The 18,643-nt window shown below is 64.0% G+C and carries 16 protein-coding genes and 2 pseudogenes; 15 read left to right on the forward strand and 3 right to left on the reverse strand.

What is annotated here, in order from left to right; all coding sequences use genetic code 11:
- The first annotated feature begins 111 nt into the window (after window positions 1-111).
- Complete coding sequence (locus P5W98_RS02015; protein ID WP_421042560.1) at window positions 112-1,383, forward strand: glutamate-5-semialdehyde dehydrogenase; 1,272 nt, start codon at window positions 112-114, stop codon at window positions 1,381-1,383.
- Window positions 1,384-1,454: 71 nt separating this feature from the next.
- Complete coding sequence (locus P5W98_RS02020; protein ID WP_421042558.1) at window positions 1,455-1,871, forward strand: CopD family protein; 417 nt, start codon at window positions 1,455-1,457, stop codon at window positions 1,869-1,871.
- A gap of 93 nt (window positions 1,872-1,964) precedes the next feature.
- On the opposite strand, the pseudogene P5W98_RS02025 reads toward P5W98_RS02020, so the two are convergent.
- Window positions 1,965-2,159: pseudogene (locus P5W98_RS02025) on the reverse strand (helix-turn-helix domain-containing protein); the annotation flags it as partial.
- A 67-nt stretch (window positions 2,160-2,226) separates the two neighbouring features.
- On the opposite strand from P5W98_RS02025, the gene P5W98_RS02030 reads away from it, so the two are divergent.
- Both P5W98_RS02030 and P5W98_RS02035 read left to right on the forward strand, forming a co-directional pair.
- Window positions 2,227-2,763, forward strand: coding sequence for a hypothetical protein (locus P5W98_RS02030; protein WP_421079557.1), 537 nt, complete (start codon window positions 2,227-2,229; stop codon window positions 2,761-2,763).
- Between the two features lie 37 nt (window positions 2,764-2,800).
- Window positions 2,801-3,310, forward strand: a pseudogene (locus P5W98_RS02035) (YadA family autotransporter adhesin); the annotation flags it as partial.
- A 162-nt stretch (window positions 3,311-3,472) separates the two neighbouring features.
- Here the strand turns inward: P5W98_RS02035 and P5W98_RS02040 are convergent.
- Window positions 3,473-4,330 carry a MurR/RpiR family transcriptional regulator gene (locus P5W98_RS02040; RefSeq protein ID WP_421042556.1) on the reverse strand — a complete coding sequence of 286 codons (858 nt, stop codon included), beginning with the start codon at window positions 4,328-4,330 and terminating at the stop codon, window positions 3,473-3,475.
- 276 nt (window positions 4,331-4,606) lie between these two features.
- On the opposite strand from P5W98_RS02040, the gene edd reads away from it, so the two are divergent.
- The 4 genes from edd (at window position 4,607) to P5W98_RS02060 (ending at window position 9,334) form a co-directional block, all read left to right on the forward strand.
- Entirely contained in the window at window positions 4,607-6,490 is a 1,884-nt protein-coding gene (edd, locus tag P5W98_RS02045) for a phosphogluconate dehydratase (RefSeq protein WP_421042555.1), read from the forward strand.
- 61 nt (window positions 6,491-6,551) lie between these two features.
- Complete coding sequence (eda, locus tag P5W98_RS02050; protein ID WP_421042554.1) at window positions 6,552-7,193, forward strand: bifunctional 4-hydroxy-2-oxoglutarate aldolase/2-dehydro-3-deoxy-phosphogluconate aldolase; 642 nt, start codon at window positions 6,552-6,554, stop codon at window positions 7,191-7,193.
- A 257-nt stretch (window positions 7,194-7,450) separates the two neighbouring features.
- A complete protein-coding gene (locus tag P5W98_RS02055) occupies window positions 7,451-8,812 on the forward strand; it encodes a gluconate:H+ symporter (RefSeq protein WP_421042553.1) in 1,362 nt (453 codons plus the stop codon).
- A gap of 18 nt (window positions 8,813-8,830) precedes the next feature.
- Complete coding sequence (locus P5W98_RS02060; protein WP_421023015.1) at window positions 8,831-9,334, forward strand: gluconokinase; 504 nt, start codon at window positions 8,831-8,833, stop codon at window positions 9,332-9,334.
- Window positions 9,335-9,418: 84 nt separating this feature from the next.
- Here the strand turns inward: P5W98_RS02060 and purB are convergent, their stop codons facing one another.
- Window positions 9,419-10,807, reverse strand: a complete 1,389-nt coding sequence (gene purB / locus P5W98_RS02065) for an adenylosuccinate lyase (RefSeq protein WP_421042675.1) — start codon at window positions 10,805-10,807, stop codon at window positions 9,419-9,421.
- 210 nt (window positions 10,808-11,017) lie between these two features.
- On the opposite strand from purB, the gene P5W98_RS02070 reads away from it, so the two are divergent.
- From P5W98_RS02070 to P5W98_RS02100, 7 genes are all read left to right on the forward strand, one after another.
- Window positions 11,018-12,865 carry a tetratricopeptide repeat protein gene (locus tag P5W98_RS02070; protein WP_434718186.1) on the forward strand — a complete coding sequence of 616 codons (1,848 nt, stop codon included), beginning with the start codon at window positions 11,018-11,020 and terminating at the stop codon, window positions 12,863-12,865.
- Between the two features lie 33 nt (window positions 12,866-12,898).
- Window positions 12,899-13,849 (forward strand): LysR substrate-binding domain-containing protein, encoded by a 951-nt coding sequence (locus P5W98_RS02075; RefSeq protein ID WP_421023018.1) that lies wholly within the window; start codon window positions 12,899-12,901, stop codon window positions 13,847-13,849.
- Between the two features lie 138 nt (window positions 13,850-13,987).
- Window positions 13,988-15,286 (forward strand): Glu/Leu/Phe/Val family dehydrogenase, encoded by a 1,299-nt coding sequence (locus tag P5W98_RS02080; RefSeq protein ID WP_421023019.1) that lies wholly within the window; start codon window positions 13,988-13,990, stop codon window positions 15,284-15,286.
- 226 nt (window positions 15,287-15,512) lie between these two features.
- Complete coding sequence (locus P5W98_RS02085; RefSeq protein ID WP_421023020.1) at window positions 15,513-16,406, forward strand: glutamate/aspartate ABC transporter substrate-binding protein; 894 nt, start codon at window positions 15,513-15,515, stop codon at window positions 16,404-16,406.
- Window positions 16,407-16,487: 81 nt separating this feature from the next.
- The gene (locus P5W98_RS02090; protein ID WP_421023021.1) at window positions 16,488-17,228 is read left to right on the forward strand and encodes an amino acid ABC transporter permease; all 741 of its coding nucleotides are present in this window, start codon (window positions 16,488-16,490) and stop codon (window positions 17,226-17,228) included.
- Window positions 17,228-17,905 (forward strand): glutamate/aspartate ABC transporter permease GltK, encoded by a 678-nt coding sequence (gltK, locus tag P5W98_RS02095; RefSeq protein ID WP_421042551.1) that lies wholly within the window; start codon window positions 17,228-17,230, stop codon window positions 17,903-17,905. Before P5W98_RS02090 ends, gltK begins: the two co-directional genes overlap by 1 nt.
- Complete coding sequence (locus P5W98_RS02100; RefSeq protein WP_421023023.1) at window positions 17,902-18,627, forward strand: amino acid ABC transporter ATP-binding protein; 726 nt, start codon at window positions 17,902-17,904, stop codon at window positions 18,625-18,627. The genes gltK and P5W98_RS02100 overlap by 4 nt, the downstream gene beginning before the upstream one ends.
- Window positions 18,628-18,643 lie beyond the last annotated feature (16 nt).

Genomic DNA, 18,643 nt, shown 5'->3' on the forward strand with positions numbered 1-18,643 from the left:
CATGCCGGCGCATGCTCAGCAAAGCCGGCCGGCTGGCCTTAAAATCGACCTAACCTGAACCACGCAGCCTCATACAGCATCGACCGGTTGCGCCGCATCACGACAGAAACCATGGATATCGAACAGTACATGACCGACCTCGGCCGCCGCGCCCGCAATGCTTCGCGCGCGATGGCCCGGGCCTCGACGGCCGCAAAGAACGCTGCGCTGGAAGCCGTTGCGCAGGCGATCGAGCGCGAGGCGCAGCAACTAAAGGACGCCAACGCCCGCGACCTCGCGCGCGCGAAGGAAAAGGGCCACGATGCGGCGTTCATCGATCGCCTCACGCTCTCCGACAAGGCGCTCAAGACTATGGTGGAAGGCCTGCGCCAGGTGGTGGCGCTGCCCGACCCGATCGGCGAGATCAGCAACCTCAAGTTCCGTCCGAGCGGCATTCAGGTCGGCCAGATGCGCGTGCCGCTGGGCGTGATCGGCATCATCTACGAATCGCGCCCGAACGTGACCATCGACGCCGCAGCACTGTGCCTGAAGTCGGGCAACGCGACCATTCTGCGCGGCGGCTCCGAGGCGCTCGAGTGCAATACGGCGCTCGCGAAGCTGATCGGCGAAGGGTTGGCGGCGGCCGGCCTGCCGCAGGACGCGGTGCAGGTGGTGGAAACCGCCGATCGCGCGGCGGTCGGCAAGCTCATCACTATGACGGAGTTCGTTGACGTGATCGTGCCGCGCGGCGGCAAGAGCCTGATCGAGCGTTTGATGGCCGAAGCGCGCGTGCCGATGATCAAGCACCTCGACGGCATCTGCCACGTCTATGTGGACGATCGCGCCGATCTCGCGAAGGCGCTCACCGTCTGCGACAACGCCAAGACGCACCGCTACGGCACCTGCAACACGATGGAGACGCTGCTGGTCGCGCGCGGCATCGCGCACGAGGTGCTGCCGCCGCTTGGCCGTCTCTATCGCGACAAGGACGTGGAACTGCGCGTGGATGCCGCCGCGCGCGCGATTTTCGCGGACGCGGACATCGGCCCGCTCGTGGACGCCACCGAGGAAGACTGGCGCACCGAGTATCTCGCGCCGGTGCTGGCGGTCAAGATCGTCGACAACCTCGATCAGGCCGTCGAGCACATCAACCACTACGGCTCGCATCACACCGACGCTATCGTCACCGAAGATCACGACCGCGCGATGCGCTTCCTGCGCGAAGTGGATTCGGCGAGCGTGATGGTGAACGCCTCGACGCGTTTCGCCGATGGCTTCGAGTTCGGCCTTGGCGCGGAGATCGGCATCTCCAACGACAAGCTGCATGCGCGCGGCCCGGTCGGCCTCGAAGGGCTGACCTCGCTCAAGTACGTCGTGCTGGGCCACGGCGAGGGGCGGCAATAAGTCGACACGGCGCGTGCAATGCGAGGCGCGCCGCCCTTAATTCGATACGCCAATAACAACAAGGATCGCCGATGCTCTGGGTCAAGACGTTTCACATCGTTCTGATTGCCTCGTGGTTCGCTGGCCTGTTCTACCTGCCGCGCATCTTCGTGAATCTCGCGATGGAAACCGAACCCGCAGCCGTCCGGCGCCTGCTGATCATGGCGCGCAAACTCTACCGCTTCATGACGATGATCGCCGTGCCCGCGCTGTTGTGCGGGCTATGGCTGTGGCTCGTAGTGGGGATCGGCCGCGGTCAGTGGTGGATCCACGCGAAAGTGGGCGTGGTGGTGCTGCTCATCGTTTATCACGCGTATTGCGGGCGCTTGCTCAAGACCTTCGAGCGCGGCGAGAACCGACGCTCCGACAAGTGGTATCGCATGTTCAACGAGCTACCGGTGCTCGGCATGTTGGCGGCGGTGGCGCTGGTCGTCATCAAGCCGTTCTGATTCGCGCTTCTCTCCTTCCATCTTCCCCACCCCTGACGGGCGCTATCAGATGGTGCCCGACTCCTTGCGGCGCATGCGCGCGCCGACGACGCGCCAGCCTGTCAGCTGTGCGGCCCATTCGTCGACTACGCTCGGACTGACGCGCTTTGGATACTTCGGCTCGATGGCATCGGTCTGCCGCAACCAGCTGCGCACCGTGTTTCGGGACAGGCCCGTACGCCTCGCAATCTCGCGCAGCGGGACCTTCTCGCGGAAATATATCCGCCTGATCTTGGTTAATATGCACACCGTGATCACCTTTGAATGCCCTGCTCAAAGATTGAGCAGGGCATTCAATCACGTGGGTCAAAATTCGATGAAAATTTGCGGCTCTAGTGGGGCAGTTCTGCGCGGACATCAACACGCCACGAGCGGTCCTGTGAAGCTAACGAACGTCGCAAACGCCTCGGAAGCCAGTGACGCCGTGAACCTTGCTCAGCTCGAAGCGATGGGCATGACTGTCGACACCTCCGGCAACGTGACGAATGCGCTCGTGGCCTACGACGACACGTCGAAGTCCTCGATCACGCTGGGCGGCGCCGGTTCGAACACACCGGTTGCCATCCATAACGTGGCGAACGGCGTAACGGCCAACGACCCAGTGAACGTCGCGCAGCTTCAAGCGATGGGCGCGATCGTGGACAGCTCGGGAAACGTGACGAATTCGTTGGTTGCTTACGACGACGCGACGAAGGGTTCGGTAACGTTCGGCGGCATTGGCGCGACTGCACCGACCGGTCAAGCCGCACAACGTCGCTGCGGGCGCTGTCACGGGTGCGCAGTTGTACGCGACGAACGTGGAAGTCTCGAACCTGAACCAGGCCATTCAGAACATCAACATCACCGGTCCTGAATACATGTCGACCAACTCGACGAGCGACCCGGATTCGGCCACGGGCTCCAACTCGATCGCGGCGGGCGGCGGCGCAACGGCAACGGGCGCGAACTCGACTGCAATGGGCGAGAAGGCCGCGGCTAAGGCGGACAACTCGGTCGCGCTGGGTGCGAACTCGGTGGCGGACGAGGCGAACATGGTGTCCGTTGGTTCGGCGGGTAACGAGCGCCGGATCACCAATGTCGCAGCGGGCGTCAACCCGACCGACGCGGTCAACATGGGGCAGTTCCAGAGCAGCATGAATTCGCTCCAGAGCGGCTTGAGTTCCGTGGCGCGTAATGCCTACGGTGGCGTCGCAGCAGCAACCGCGCTGACTATGATCCCGGACGTCGACCAGGGCAAGACCATTGCGCTCGGTGTCGGTACGGCCAACTTCCAGGGCTACCAGGCGGCTGCAATCGGGGCAACGGCCCGCATCACCTAGAACATCAAGGTGAAGCTGGGCGGTGGCTACGCAGCAAGTGGCGGGGCTACCTACGGCACGGGTATGTCGTACCAGTGGTAAGTGTCTGATGGCAATCCGGGAGCGGGACATCCGCTTCTGGTGAGCAAGGACACCGCTATTGCCAGGCCCGTAGTTTCGGCCGAAAAAAAAAGCGGACTCCTTCGTGAGCCCGCTTTTTCTATTGGGGGCACGATTTTCGGCGCATCCGCTCGCGCGATGTGTTTAGCTGTTCGCGTCCAGCCGGCGCCGCGCGATGATGTCCTTCGCGTTGGCGAGCTTTTCGGCTAGTGCCGGGCCTCGATGCAGCGCCACACCCACCGCAAGAATGTCGCCTATCGCGAGGTGCGAGGTGCGCGAGGTCATCGGCGAGAAGACGTCGGTGTCTTCGTCGACATTCGCGTGCAGGCCCACGCTCGCGAGGCGCGCAAGCGGCGAGGTGCCGTGCGTAATCGCGATCACCTTCGCGCCGCGGTCGAGCGCTGTTTGCGCCGCATCCACCACGTCGCGCGTGCGTCCGGTGTTCGAGATGGCGACGACCACGTCGCCCGGCCCGAGCAGCGCCGCCGACATCAGGAATGTGTGCGGATCGGAATAGGCGACGCTCGGCATGCCGAGTCGAAAGAACTTGTGCTGCATGTCCTGCGCCGCGATGCCGGACCCCCCCGCGCCATAGAACTCGATGCGCGATGCCTTGGCGAGCAGGTCGATAGCGGCGCCGAGCGCGTCCGTGGAGAGGTTGTTGCGCACTTGCACGAGTGCGCCGATCGTCCGGTCGAGCACTTTGGCCGCGACACCGGACACGGGCTCGTCCGGGCTCACGTCGCGGTAAACCGCAGGCATTTCCGTGGGCAGATCGGCGGCCACGGCTTGCGCGAGGCGAATCTTGAACTCCCGGAATCCCGAGAACCCGAGTGCGTGGCAAAAGCGCGCGATGGTCGGCTGGCTCACGCCCGCACGTTGCGCGACCTCGGTCATGGAAAGGTCAAGCAGTTCTCGCGGTGCTTCGACGATGTAATCGGCGAGCTTGCGCTCGGACGGGCGCAACTGTTCGTGGATGGCCTTCACTTGGGACAGCAGCATCGGGAAACTCGCACTATGCTGAAAGATCCGCTGACAATAGCGGGGCGATTGGTTTGTACAAAAACTACAAGAATCGTTGGGAAGATGCAAGCGGGGTTTAACCGGAGTAAGGCATATTCCCGCAAATATCGGATGTTCAGGGTTTGCATGATTCAGTTTCCCAGGCAAAACTGGGATTGCGGGCTTGTAGTTTTTCTACTAACATCGCCGCATCGCTGACCGGATCGCGCGATGTGTCCCCGAGCGTCCCGCGAGATAAAAATGGAAGGAGATTCGATGGTTTCCCCGCATTCGCAGTTGATGAAGGTCACGCGGCGCGTGATCGAGCGCAGCAAGCCGACACGCGAGGCCTATCTCGCGCGCATTGCAGCGGCGCAGGGTCATTTCCCGGCGCGCGGCGCGCTGTCGTGCGCGAATCTCGCGCACGGTTTCGCCGGTCTCGAAGGGCGCGACAAGATCGCCATCAAGGCGATCCGCGAGCCTAACATCGGCATCGTCTCGTCTTATAACGAGATGCTTTCGGCGCACGCCCCCTACAAAGATTTCCCCGACATCATCAAGATGGCCGCTCGCGAAGTGGGCGGCGTCGCGCAGTTCGCGGGCGGCGTGCCCGCGATGTGCGACGGCGTCACGCAAGGCAATGCCGGCATGGAGCTGTCGCTATTCTCGCGCGAAGTGATTGCGATGAGCACGGCCGTGGCGCTCACGCACAACATGTTCGACGCGGCGCTGTGCCTTGGCGTGTGCGACAAGATCGTGCCGGGCCTCTTGATCGGCGCGCTGCAATTCGGTCATCTGCCCACGATTTTCGTGCCTGCCGGCCCGATGACGAGCGGCATCTCGAACGACGACAAAGCGAAGGTGCGCCAGAAGTTCGCGACGGGCCAGTGCGACCGCGAGGCGCTGCTCGAATCCGAGGCCGCGGCATACCACGGCCACGGCACCTGCACGTTCTACGGCACGGCCAACAGCAATCAGATGCTGATGGAGGTCATGGGCCTGCATCTGCCGGGTTCGGCGTTCATCCATCCGCACACGCCGCTGCGTGACGAACTTACGGCAGCGGCTGCGCGCCGCGTGCTCGAGCTCACCGTCGAGCGCGGTAATTACACGCCGATCGGCCACGTGATCGATGAGAAGGCGGTGATCAACGGCATCGTCGCGCTGATGGCGACGGGCGGCTCGACCAACCATACGCTGCACCTCGTGGCGATGGCGCGCGCGGCGGGCATCATCATCGACTGGAACGACTTCGACGAGCTTTCGGCTGCGGTGCCGCTGCTCGCGCGCGTCTATCCGAACGGCAAGGCCGATGTGAATCATTTCCATGCGGCGGGCGGCATCGCCTTTCTCGTGCGCGAGCTGCTCGACGGCGGCCTGCTGCATGAAGACGTGAAGACGGTGGCGGGCGAGGGCCTGCGCCACTACACCGAAGAGCCGAAGCTGCTCGACGGCAAGCTCACGTGGGTGCCGGCGGTCGAGAAGAGCGCCGATACGGCCGTGCTGCGTCCGCTTCCCGAGCCGTTCCAGCCAGACGGCGGCCTACGCCTGATGCAAGGCCGCATCGGCCGCGGCGTCATCAAGATTTCGGCGGTGGCGCCCGACCATCGCCTCGTGCGTGCGCCGGCCATCGTGTTCGAATCGCAGGAGGCCGTGCAGGAAGCGTTCGATCGCGGCGAACTCGAGCGCGATTTCGTGGCCGTCGTGCGCTTCCAGGGCGCGCGCGCCAACGGCATGCCGGAGTTGCACCGCCTCACGCCGCTGCTCGGCGTGCTGCAGGACAAGGGCTTCCACGTCGCGCTCGTGACCGATGGGCGCATGTCGGGCGCGTCAGGCAAGGTGCCGGCCGTGATCCACATTTCGCCCGAAACGCTGCTGCATGGGCCGATCGGCAAGGTGCGCAATGGGGACATCGTCGTGATCGACGCGGTCGCGGGCGTGCTGGACGTGGAGGTGGACGAGGCCGAGTGGAACGCGCGTCCCGTCGCGCAGCCCGCGCACCAGGAAAGCAACGAAGTGGGCTTTGGCCGCGAACTGTTCGGCGTGTTCCGCGCTGCTGCCGCGCCCGCGGAGCTGGGCGCGTCGGTGTTCGGATCGCTCGTCGGTGAAGCGCCGGCCACGCCGGCTGCTGCCACCGCTGCAGCACGCGCGACGCACTAGGCGACGCACTGAGCGGCGCGAACAGCACGACAAACTGAATTCATCATCAAGGAGCCTGATCATGGCAACAAGCACGGTGGCCGACATTGTCCGCCTCGGCCCGGTGATCCCGGTGCTGGCATTCGACACGCCCGAGCAGGGCGAGCACGTTTCGCGCGCGCTGCATGCGGGCGGCGTGAAGGTGCTGGAGATCACGCTGCGCACGGCGGCCGGTCTCCAGGCAATCGAGCGTGCTGCGCAGATCGCGCCGGACATCGTCGTAGGCGTGGGCACGATCACGAAGCCCGAGCATTGCGCGCTAGCAAAAAAGGCCGGCGCGCAGTTCGGCGTCTCGCCGGGCCTCACGCGCGAGATTCATCAGGCATCGCTCGATGCGGGGCTGCCGCTGCTGCCCGGCGTCATGACGCCGACGGACATCATCGTGGCGATGGAGCTCGGCTACGAGATCGTCAAGTTTTTCCCGGCGGTGCCTGCGGGCGGCCTCAACATGCTGCAGGCCTTCCATGGCCCGTTCCCGACGCTCAAGATCTGCCCCACGGGCGGCATCACCGCCGAATCGGCGATCAACTTCCTCGCGCTGCCCAATGTGGTCTGCGTGGGGGGCTCGTGGCTCACGCCGAAGGCGGCGCTCGCCGCCCAGGACTGGGCTGAAGTGACGCGCCTTGCGCGCGCCGCGAGCGAGCTGTCGCGCCCGGTGCGCTGACGTTGCATGTGGCGGGCGGTATTCCGGACGTTCGCGCCCCGGTTCTGTTGCATCCGCGAGCCGCGCAGGCAGCGCCCTTCGGGGCGCATGGCCTGCGCGGCTCGACTGTCTTGCGCCCGTTTTTCACGCACGCGGCTCAGAAAGCCGCTATAACCTCTACAACCTCGGCCCCTCGACAGCCGAGCCCTTCCGTGCAGCCTGGTGACGTGCTCGCGCCGCTGCGGAAGAACAAAGACAACTAACAGGAGAAGAGCCTCATGGGAGTGGCCCACGGCAGTACGCTGCTGATTTACGCGGTCGTCGCGATCGCTGCGCTGATCTTCATGATCACGCGCTGGAAGGTTTATCCGTTCCTTGTCCTGATCATCGTTTCGTTGCTGCTTGGCCTTGCTGCCGGCATGCCGATGGATACGATCGTCAAATCGTTCGAAACCGGCAACGGCAATACGCTCGGCCACATTGCCATCGTGGTGGGCCTCGGCACCATGCTCGGCAAGATGATGGCCGAATCGGGCGGCGCCGAGCGCGTCGCCACGACGCTGATCCGCTGGTTCGGCGAGAAGAACATCCACTGGGCGATGATGTTCGTCGCCATCATCGTGGGCTTGCCGGTGTTCTTCGAAGTCGGCTTCGTGCTGCTGATTCCGATCGCGTTCAACGTCGCCAAACGCACGGGCAAATCGCTGCTGCTCGTCGGCTTGCCGATGGTCGCGGGCCTGTCGGTCGTGCACGGCCTGATTCCGCCGCACCCGGCCGCGCTGCTCGCGGTGCAGGCGTATCATGCCGACATCGGCAAGACCATCGCGTACGGCCTGATCGTCGGGATTCCGACCGCGCTCGTCGCCGGTCCGCTGTTCGCGCTGCTCATTCACCGCACGGTCAAGCTGCCCGAGAACAATCCGCTCGCGGACCAGTTCATCGGTGAAATGAAGATCAAGGCCGATCACGAGCTGCCCAGCTTCGGCATCACGCTCTTCACGATTCTGCTGCCGGTGATCCTGATGCTGATCGGCAGCTGGGCCGACCTCGTGTTCACGCCCAAGACCCTGCCGAACAGTCTGCTGCACTTTGTCGGTACTTCGGACGTCGCGCTGCTGATTGCGGTGCTGGTCAGCTTCTGGACCTTCGGCGCGCAACGCGGCTTCAACCGCGCGCAGATCCAGAAGTTCTGCGGCGACTGCCTCGCACCGATCGCGGGCATCACGCTCATCGTGGGCGCGGGCGGCGGCTTCGGCCGCGTGCTGATGGACGGCGGCATCTCGAAGGAGATCGTCGCGGTGGCGCAGTCGGCGCATCTTTCGCCGCTGTTGTTCGGCTGGTTCGTCGCGGCGCTGATCCGTCTCGCGACCGGCTCGGCTACCGTTGCCATGACGACGGCCTGCGGCATCGTCGCGCCGGTTGCGGCCGCGAGCGGCGCGGCTGTGAGCCCCGAACTGCTGGTGCTCGCGACGGGCTCGGGCTCGCTGATCTTTTCGCACGTCAACGACGGCGGCTTCTGGCTGATCAAGGAATACTTCGGCATGACGGTCGGCCAGACGTTCAAGACCTGGTCGCTGTGCGAGACTATTATTTCGCTGATGGGTCTCGGGCTGACCTTTGTGCTGGCGAGCGTGGTGTAAAAAAAAGAGGGCGCAGCAATGATTCTGATCGCGATGGGCGTGTCGGGCGCGGGCAAGACCCGCATCGGCGAGTTGCTGGCCGAGCGCCTGCACTGCAGCTTCACCGACGGCGACGCTTTCCATAGCGAAGCCAACAAGAAGAAGATGCACGACGGCATCCCGCTCACCGACGACGACCGCTGGCCGTGGCTGCGCACGATCCGCGCAGCCATCGAGGAAAAGCAGCGCGCGCAGGAGACGGCAGTGTTCACATGCTCGTCGCTCAAGCGGTCGTATCGCGACATCCTGCGCGGCAGCGACCGCGATGTATTCTTCGTTTATCTGAAGGGCAGCTTCGAGGTGCTGCACGAGCGCCTCGCGTCGCGCACGGGCCACTTCTTCGATCCGTCCTTGCTGCAAAGCCAGCTCGACACGCTCGAAGCGCCGGGACCGGACGAGGCGATCGAGGTGAGCATCGAGCACACGCCCGAACAGATCGTCGATGAGGTGACCAGGCAGCTGGAGACGCGCCGCGCGAGTTGATCGCTGCGCTTTGGGTGGATGTAAAAAAGGCGCTTCGTTCGCAATGAACGAAGCGCCTTTTTGTTGAGACGGCGGGTAGTTGGCTTACGAAATACGCTTGGCCAGTTCCGCCGCCTTGCCGACGTACGAAGCTGGCGTCATCGCCATCAGACGCTGCTTCGCGTCTTCCGGAATCGCAAGACCGCTCACGAAGGTCTGCAGCGCTTCGCGCGTGATGCCCTTGCCGCGCGTGAGCTCCTTCAACTGCTCATACGGGTTTTCGATGCCGTAGCGGCGCATGACCGTCTGCACCGGCTCGGCCAGCACTTCCCACGTGGCGTCGAGATCTTCGTTCAGGCGCAGCGGGTTCACTTCGAGCTTGTCCAGACCGCGGATCAGCGAGTCGTACGCGAGCAGCGAGTAGCCGAACGCGACGCCGATGTTGCGCAGCACCGTCGAGTCGGTGAGGTCGCGCTGCCAGCGCGAGACCGGGAGTTTGTCCGCGAGGTGGCGCAGCGTGGCGTTGGCGAGGCCGAGGTTGCCTTCCGAGTTCTCGAAGTCGATCGGGTTGACCTTGTGCGGCATCGTCGACGAGCCGATTTCGCCGGCCTTGGTCTTCTGCTTGAAGTAGCCGACCGAGATGTAGCCCCACACGTCGCGGTCGAGGTCGAGCAGGATCGTGTTGGCGCGCGCGATGGCGTCGAACAGTTCGGCCATGTAATCGTGGGGCTCGATCTGGATCGTGTACGGGTTGAAGGTGAGCTTCAGGCGCTTTTCGACGACGTCCTTCGAGAACGCTTCCCAGTCGAATTCCGGATACGCCGAGAGATGCGCGTTGAAGTTGCCCACCGCGCCGTTCATCTTGCCGAGCAGTTCGACCTTCTCGATACGCTGGATCGCACGCGCAAGACGCGCCGCGACGTTGGCGACTTCCTTGCCGAGCGTGGTCGGGCTGGCGGGCTGGCCGTGCGTGCGCGAGAGCATCGGCTGGTCGGCCTGCGCGTGCGCGAGCGCGATGAGGCGCTGATGCACCGAGCGCAGCGCCGGCAGGATCACGTGCTCGCGAGCGCCCGCGAGCATCAGGCCGTGCGAGGTGTTGTTGATGTCTTCCGAGGTGCAGGCGAAGTGGATGAACTCGCTCGCGCGCTCTAGTTCCGGCTGGCCCTTCACCGATTCCTTGAGCCAGTACTCGACGGCCTTCACGTCGTGGTTCGTCACGCGCTCAATGTCCTTGATGCGCGCGGCGTCGTGCGCCGTGAAGTTTTCGGCGAGCTTGAGCAGGAATTGCTCGGAGGCTGCCGAAAAGCGCGGCACTTCCGCGAAACCGGCCTGCGAGAGCGCGATGAGCCAGTGGATTTCGACGGTCACGCGGTTGCGCATGAACGCGGCTTCCGACAACCAGTCGCGCAGGGCTTCGGTTTTCGAGGCGTAGCGGCCGTCGAGCGGGGAGAGCGCGTTGAGCGCGAAGAGGGTATCGGGACGAGTATCGGACATGATGGGGACGTAACGTATGGCGTTACGGTCAGAAAGGAACCGGGGGGAGCCGCATATTTTATCACCACGCTGACAGGGGCCGGAGCGATTCCCCCCAAGCGTGACGCACCGGGGTGCCATCGGATGCCGTACGGGACGATGGTGATATACGAGACGGATATAGAGTGGCGCGGTTTGCGGCTTCAGTCGCTCTTTGTTTTTGCACCTCGCATGAATCACGATATCTCTCCCGCGCCCCGCCATGAGATTGCCGCGCTGCTCGAAGCCGGCCTTGCGCATCACCGCGCCGGCCGGCTGGGCGACGCGCAGGCGTTCTACGCGCGCATTCTCGACCTGCAGCCTGATCATCCCGCCGCGCTGCATTACTTCGGCGTGGTGGCACTCAATCACGGCGACCCCGAACGCGCCGCGCAACTGATGGATCGCGCGCTTGCGCAGGCGCCCGGCGACGCCGAATTGCTGGGCAATCGTGGCGTGGTCGCGGCGCGGCTGGGCGATCACGCAGCCGCTGCCGTGCTGCAACGCAAGGCCATCGAGATCGCGCCCGAGTTTGCGAATGCGCACAACAATCTTGGCAATGCGCTGATGGAACTTGGCGATCTCGCCTGCGCGGAGCAGCACTATCGGCGGGCTCGCTTGCTCGACCCGCACTCGGTGCATTTCGCGTTAAATCTGGGCCGCGCGCTCGAAAAGGCCGGCCGCGCGCCGGAGGCGGTCGCGCAATATCAGGATGCGCGCGCACTCGATCCAGACGACACGAAAACGCTTACGCATCTCGGCAAGCTCCTGCGCCTGGCCAGGGAACACGCACAGGCCGCCGCCTGCTTCGAGCGGATGGCCGTGCTCGAGCCGGAGAACGCCAATGCGCATTTCGAGTTGGGTTACGTCTACGACGCAATGCATCGTTATGCGGAAGCGATTCCTCACTATCGGCGCGCCATGGCGCTCAAGCCCGACGCAGCGGGCGCCGTGAACAATCTCGCGTTCGCGCTCACGGCGCTCGCACGTTACGACGAGGCCGAGGTGAACTATCGCCGCGCGCTCGAAATGTGCCCGGGCTTGCCGGAGCCGCAGTTCCAGCTCGGCATGCTGATGCTGCGCCGCGGCGAATATGCCGGGGGCTGGCCGCTTTTCGAGCACCGCAAGACCACGACGACCGGCAAGGCCAATTACCGCAAGCTGCCGTGCGCCGAATGGCAGGGCGAGCCGCTCGCGGGCAAGCGTTTCCTGATCGCGCGCGAACAGGGCGTGGGCGACCAGATCCAGTTCGTGCGCTACGCGGGTCTGCTCGCGGAGATGGGCGCGCAGGTCGACGCGTGGGTCGCGCCGGAACTGGCCGCGCTCGCCGCGACCGTGCCGGGCGTGGCGAATGTGCTCGACGCCGCGCCGGCCGACGAAGCGATCCGTATGCGCTACGACTACTGGTGCGATGTGATGAGCTTGCCGCTGAAGTTTCCTGGCCGGCCGATCCATGCGCCGGTGCCCTACATGCACGCCGATGCCGCGCAGGCCACCGCCTGGCGCGCGCGCGTAGAGGCCCTCGCGGGCGGCGCGCCGCGCTGCATCGGGCTCGTTTGGGCCGGCAATCCGCTTCACCTGTTCGACACGTTCCGCTCGGTGCCGCTCACGTCCTTGCTGCCGCTCGCCGCGCTCGAGGGCAACGCGTGGTTGGCGATCCAGAAGGGGCCCGGTGCCGCGCAGCTCGCCGAGGTCGCGGGGCGCTGGCCGCTGCACGCGCTCGGCGACGATCTCCACGATTTTGCGAGCACCGCCGCGCTCATCGAAAGCCTCGATCTCGTGATTACCGTCGATACCTCGGTTGCGCATCTCGCGGGCGCGCTCGGCAAGCCGGTGTGGGTGCTGCTTGCCGCACAGCCCGACTGGCGTTGGGGCATGGAGCGCACCGATTCGGTCTGGTATCCATCGGCGCGGCTGTTCCGGCAAACCACGCTCGGCGATTGGGACAGCGTGGTGACCGAACTGAAGGCGGCGCTCACGACCGCTCGAGCCGAGCCGTACCGGGCTGAAAGCATCCCATGCAGGCGCGAGCGGGCCTAGAATGCGGACTTCTCATCCGCACTCTGGCTTCGCATGGAACTCAAATGGCTCGAAGACTTCGTTTCACTGGCGGAGACGCATAGTTTCAGCCGCTCGGCCGAGCTGCGACACGTCACGCAGCCGGCATTCTCGCGCCGCATCCAGGCGCTCGAAGCGTGGCTGGGCACCGAACTTATCGATCGTTCGGTCTATCCCACACGGCTGACTTCCGCGGGCCAGGTGTTCTACGAGCAGGCGCTCGCGATGCTTTCGCAGTTTCACGAAGCGCGCACCGTGCTGCGCGGCCATACCGCCACGCCCGCCGCGACGATCGAATTCGCGGTGCCGCATACGCTCTCGCTCACGTATTTCCCGCGCTGGCTCCAACGTATCGAAGCGAAGCTCGGCCGGATCCACACGCGCCTGCGCGCGCTGAACGTGCACGACGCGGTGCTCTCGCTCGTGGAGGGCGGCTGCGATCTCGTGATGGGCTATCACCATCCGAGCCACCCGGTGACGCTCGACCCCGCGCGCTACGACACGCTCACGCTCGGCATCGAACCCATCAGCCCGTACTCGGCGCCGCAGCGCGCGGGCCGCGCGCGCTACACGCTGCCCGGCACGGCCGATGCGCCCACGCCGTATCTCTCCTACACGCCGAACGCCTATCTGGGCCGCATGACCGAGGTGATCGTCTCCAATGCGCCGGCGCGGCTGTATCTGGACCGCGTCTATGAAACCGACATGGCCGAAGGCCTCAAGGCCATGGCGCTCGCGGGCCACGGCATCGCGTTCCTGCCGCATAGCGCGGTGGAGGACGCCGTCGCGCAGGGCAAGCTGATCCGGCTCGATCGCGGCACGCGCGGCGTGCCTGAGGGCCAGTTCACGATCGACATGGAGATTCGGCTCTACCGCGACAAGCTCGCCTCTCAGGGCGAGGACGCGCGCGAGGCGCTCGTGCGCGCATTGTGGAACGTCGTGAGCGACGAGGTTGCGCGCAACTGAGCACCAACCGGGCGCGACACGTTTTTTCGATTTTGAAAACGTTATGCACGAAATGCATAACGGGATGATCAAACGGCATTGGATTTCGTGTGGGCGTTTTCTGACAATGGCTCCACTTCATCGATCGCCGGAGCGTTCATGTCTTCCCAATCGCAGTCTGCAGTGTCGTCGGTTCCTTCTTACCTTCACGCGGACGATCTTGGTCCGTGGGGCAACTATCTTCGTCAGGTCGACCGCGTGGCGCCGTATCTCGGCTCGCTGTCGCGCTGGCTCGAAACGCTCAAGCGTCCGAAGCGCATCCTGATCGTGGACTGCCCGATCGAACTCGATAACGGCACCGTTGCGCATTTCGAAGGCTATCGCGTGCAGCACAACGTTTCACGCGGTCCCGGCAAGGGCGGCGTGCGTTACCACCAGGACGTTACGCTCTCCGAAGTGATGGCGCTGTCCGCGTGGATGTCGGTGAAGAACGCTGCAGTGAACGTGCCATACGGCGGCGCGAAGGGCGGTATCCGCGTCGATCCGCGCACGCTCTCGCGTGGCGAGCTCGAGCGCGTGACGCGCCGCTACACCAGCGAGATCGGCATCATCATCGGACCGAACACTGACATTCCTGCGCCGGACGTGAACACGAACGAGCAGATCATGGCGTGGATGATGGACACCTACTCGATGAACCAGGGCCAGACGGCCACGGGCGTCGTGACGGGCAAGCCCATCTCGCTCGGCGGCTCGTTGGGCCGGCGCGAGGCAACCGGCCGCGGCGTGTTCGTCGTGGGCTGCGAAGCGGCGCGCCGCAAGGGTCTGTCGATCGAAGGCGCACGCATCGCCGTGCAGGGCTTCGGCAACGTGGGCGGCATCGCCGCACGTCTGTTCCAGGAAGCGGGTGCGAAGATCGTGGCCGTGCAGGATCACACCGGCTCGCTCTACAAGTCGACCGGCATGGACGCAGCGGCGCTGCTCGAGCACGTGGGCAAGAACGGTGGCGTGGCAGGTTTCCCGGGCGCGGACATGCTCAGCAACGAAGAATTCTGGACCATCGAAACCGATATCCTGATTCCGGCCGCGCTGGAAAACCAGATCACCGAGCACAACGCGGGCAAGATCCGCACGAAGATCATCGTGGAAGGCGCGAACGGCCCGACCACGACGGCCGCCGACGACATCCTGCACGACAAGGGCGTCCTCATCATTCCGGACGTCGTGGCGAACGCGGGTGGCGTGACCGTTTCGTACTTCGAATGGGTGCAGGACTTCTCGAGCTTCTTCTGGACCGAGTCCGAGATCAACGAGCGTCTCGAGCGCGTGATGCGCGAAGCATTCACGGCGGTCTGGCAGGTGGCGAGCGAGCAGGGCGTGTCGATGCGTACGGCGGCGTTCATCGTTGCATGTAAGCGCATCTTGATGGCGCGCGAAATGCGCGGCCTGTACCCCTGATCGAAGCGCAACTTCGGAGCGCACCCCCGAAGCGCAAAGCATCCGGCGGCGGTAAAAATTACGTTTTGAATCGTTGCTGAAAGAAGGCAGGCGGCCCTCAAAAAGGGCCGCCTGCTTTTGCATTGGCGGTGTATAAAACATTCATGCCAGCGCCAGGGTCCACCTTAATTCTTTCAATAAAATTACTTTGCTACACTGGCGGCGATTCTTGCCAAGGAGATCAAGGATGAAAATCAAAAAGGCTGCGCTCGTTCTCGCCACCCTCGGTTTCGTTGCCGTGAGCGCACATGCGCAGGACTCGGGCACGCTCAAGAAAATCAAGGACACGGGCGTCATCTCGCTGGGTCACCGTGAATCGTCGATTCCGTTTTCGTACTATGACGACAAGCAGAACGTGGTCGGCTACTCGCAAGACTTCGCGATGAAGATCGTCGAGGCGGTGAAGCAGAAGCTGAATATGCCGAACCTCAAGGTCAAGATGGTGCCGATCACCTCGCAGAACCGCATTCCGCTCGTGCAGAACGGCACGATCGACATCGAGTGCGGCTCCACGACCAATAACGCCGAACGCCAGCAGCAAGCCGCCTTCACGAACACGATCTTCGTGATCGGCACGCGTCTCATGACGAAGAAGGATTCGGGCATCAAGGACTTCGCCGACCTCAAGGGCAAGACCGTCGTGACGACGGCAGGCACGACGTCCGAGCGCCTCCTGCGCAAGATGAACCAGGACAAGAGCCTGGGCATGAACATCATCAGCGCGAAGGACCATGGCGAGTCGTTCATGACGCTCTCCACGGGCCGCGCAGCCGCATTCATGATGGACGACGCACTGCTCGCGGGCGAGCGCGCGAAGTCGAACAATCCTGGCGATTTCGTGATCGTCGGCACGCCGCAATCGCATGAGGCCTACGGCTGCATGATGCGCAAGAACGACCCCGAGTTCAAGAAGGTCGCCGACGACGCCATCGCGAAGGTCGAGACCTCGGGACAAGCCGATGCGATCTACAAGAAGTGGTTCGAATCGCCGATTCCGCCGAAGGGCCTCAACCTGAACTTCCCGGAAAGCGACGACATGAAGGCGCTCTTCAAGAGCCCGAACGACAAGGCAATCGACTGATCTGGGCGAGAAGCCTGATCGGCGTGTAAAACAGAACGGAAGAAGCCGCGCTTCTTCCGTTCTTTTTGTTGGAGGCTCTTCATGTCCTACCACTGGAACTGGGGCATATTGCTCAGCCCGGTCTCGACGGGCGAACCTACCACCTATCTCGGCTGGATCATCTCGGGCCTCTGGGTGACGGTGTCGGTGTCGCTCTGCGCGTGGGTGATCGCGCTCATCGTCGGCTCGTTGTTCGGCGTGCTGCGCACGGTGCCGAACAACTACGCGGCCGCCGCGGGCACCGTCTATGTCGCGATCTTCCGCAACATCCCGCTTATCGCGCAGTTCTTCATCTGGTACTTCGTGCTGCCGGAAATCGTGCCGCCGTCGCTTGGCAACGCGTTCAAGCAACTGCCGCCCGGCGTGCAGTTCTTTACGTCGTCGGTGATCTGTCTCGGGCTCTTCACGGCGGCGCGCGTGTGCGAGCAGGTGCGCTCGGGCATCAACGCGTTGCCGCGCGGCCAGCGCGCCGCCGGTCTCGCGATGGGCTTCACGCAGTGGCAGACGTATCGTTACGTCCTGCTGCCGGTGGCTTACCGCATCATCGTGCCGCCGCTCACCTCCGAGTTTCTCAACATCTTCAAGAACTCGGCGGTGGCGTCGACAATCGGCCTGCTCGATCTTTCCGCGCAGGCGCGCCAGCTCGTCGACTACACCGCGCAAAGCTATGAGTCGTTCATCTCGGTCACGCTCGCCTACGTGCTGATCAACCTGATCGTCATGGCGTTGATGCGCTGGGTCGAGGCGAAGTCCAGGCTGCCCGGCTATATCGGAGGCAAGTGATGCATCATTTCGACTGGAGCGGTATTCCGGGCGCGCTGCCGACGTTGTGGACCGGCGCCATCGTCACCTTCAAGATCACGGTCTGCGCGATCGTCGTGGGGATTCTGTGGGGCACGCTGATCGCGCTCATGCGCCTCTCGGGCGTGAAGCTGCTCGCCTGGTTCGCTCAGGGCTATGTCACGGTGTTCCGCTCGATTCCGCTCGTGATGGTCCTGCTGTGGTTCTTCCTGATCGTGCCGCAGTTCCTGCAGAATGTGCTCGGCCTCTCGCCCGATATCGACATTCGGCTGGCTTCCGCAATGGTCGCGTTCTCGCTGTTCGAGGCCGCGTATTATTCGGAGATCATCCGCGCCGGCATTCAGGCGGTGCCGCGCGGGCAGGTGAATGCCTCGTTCGCGCTCGGCATGCGCTACGGCCAGGCAATGCGCTACGTGGTGCTGCCGCAGGCGTTCCGGGCGATGGTGCCGCTGTTGCTCACGCAGGCCATCGTGCTGTTTCAGGATACCTCGCTCGTCTACGTGATCAGCCTCGCTGACTTCTTCCGCACCGCCACCAATATCGGCGACCGTGACGGAACGATGGTCGAGATGGTACTGTTCGCGGGCGCATGCTATTTCGTGATCTGCGTGATCGCGTCGACCCTTGTGAAAAGTCTTCAGAAAAAGGTCGCAAGATGATTTCAATTAAGAACGTTTCGAAGTGGTACGGCCCGTTCCAGGTGCTGACCGACTGCACGACGGAAGTGAAGAAGGGCGAGGTGGTGGTGGTGTGCGGGCCGTCGGGCTCGGGCAAATCCACGCTCATCAAGACCGTCAACGGACTCGAGCCGTTCCAGCAGGGCGAGATCCTCGTGAACGGCCAGTCGGTGGGCGACAAGCGCACCAATCTCTCGAAGCTGCGCGCGAAAGTGGGCATGGTGTTCCAGCACTTCGAGCTGTTCCCGCACCTGTCGATCACCGAGAACCTCACACTCGCGCAGATCAAGGTGCTTGGTCGCGGCAAGGACGAGGCCACCACGAAGGGCCTGAAGCTGCTCGACCGCGTGGGCCTGCGCGCGCATGCGGACAAATTCCCGGGCCAGCTCTCGGGCGGTCAGCAGCAGCGCGTGGCGATTGCGCGCGCGCTGTCGATGGATCCCATCGCGATGCTGTTCGATGAGCCTACCTCGGCGCTCGACCCCGAGATGATCAACGAGGTGCTCGACGTGATGGTGGAGCTCGCGCAGGAAGGCATGACCATGATGTGCGTGACGCACGAAATGGGCTTCGCCAAGAAGGTCGCGCACCGCGTGATCTTCATGGACAAGGGGCTCATCGTGGAGGACGACCGCAAGGAAGACTTCTTCGCGAATCCGAAGTCGGACCGCGCGAAGGACTTTCTCGCGAAGATCCTGCACTGAGCGTTTCGCGCCGCGA

This window comes from Paraburkholderia sp. A1BS-2L (genome assembly GCF_051125205.1).
Lineage (GTDB): Bacteria > Pseudomonadota > Gammaproteobacteria > Burkholderiales > Burkholderiaceae > Paraburkholderia.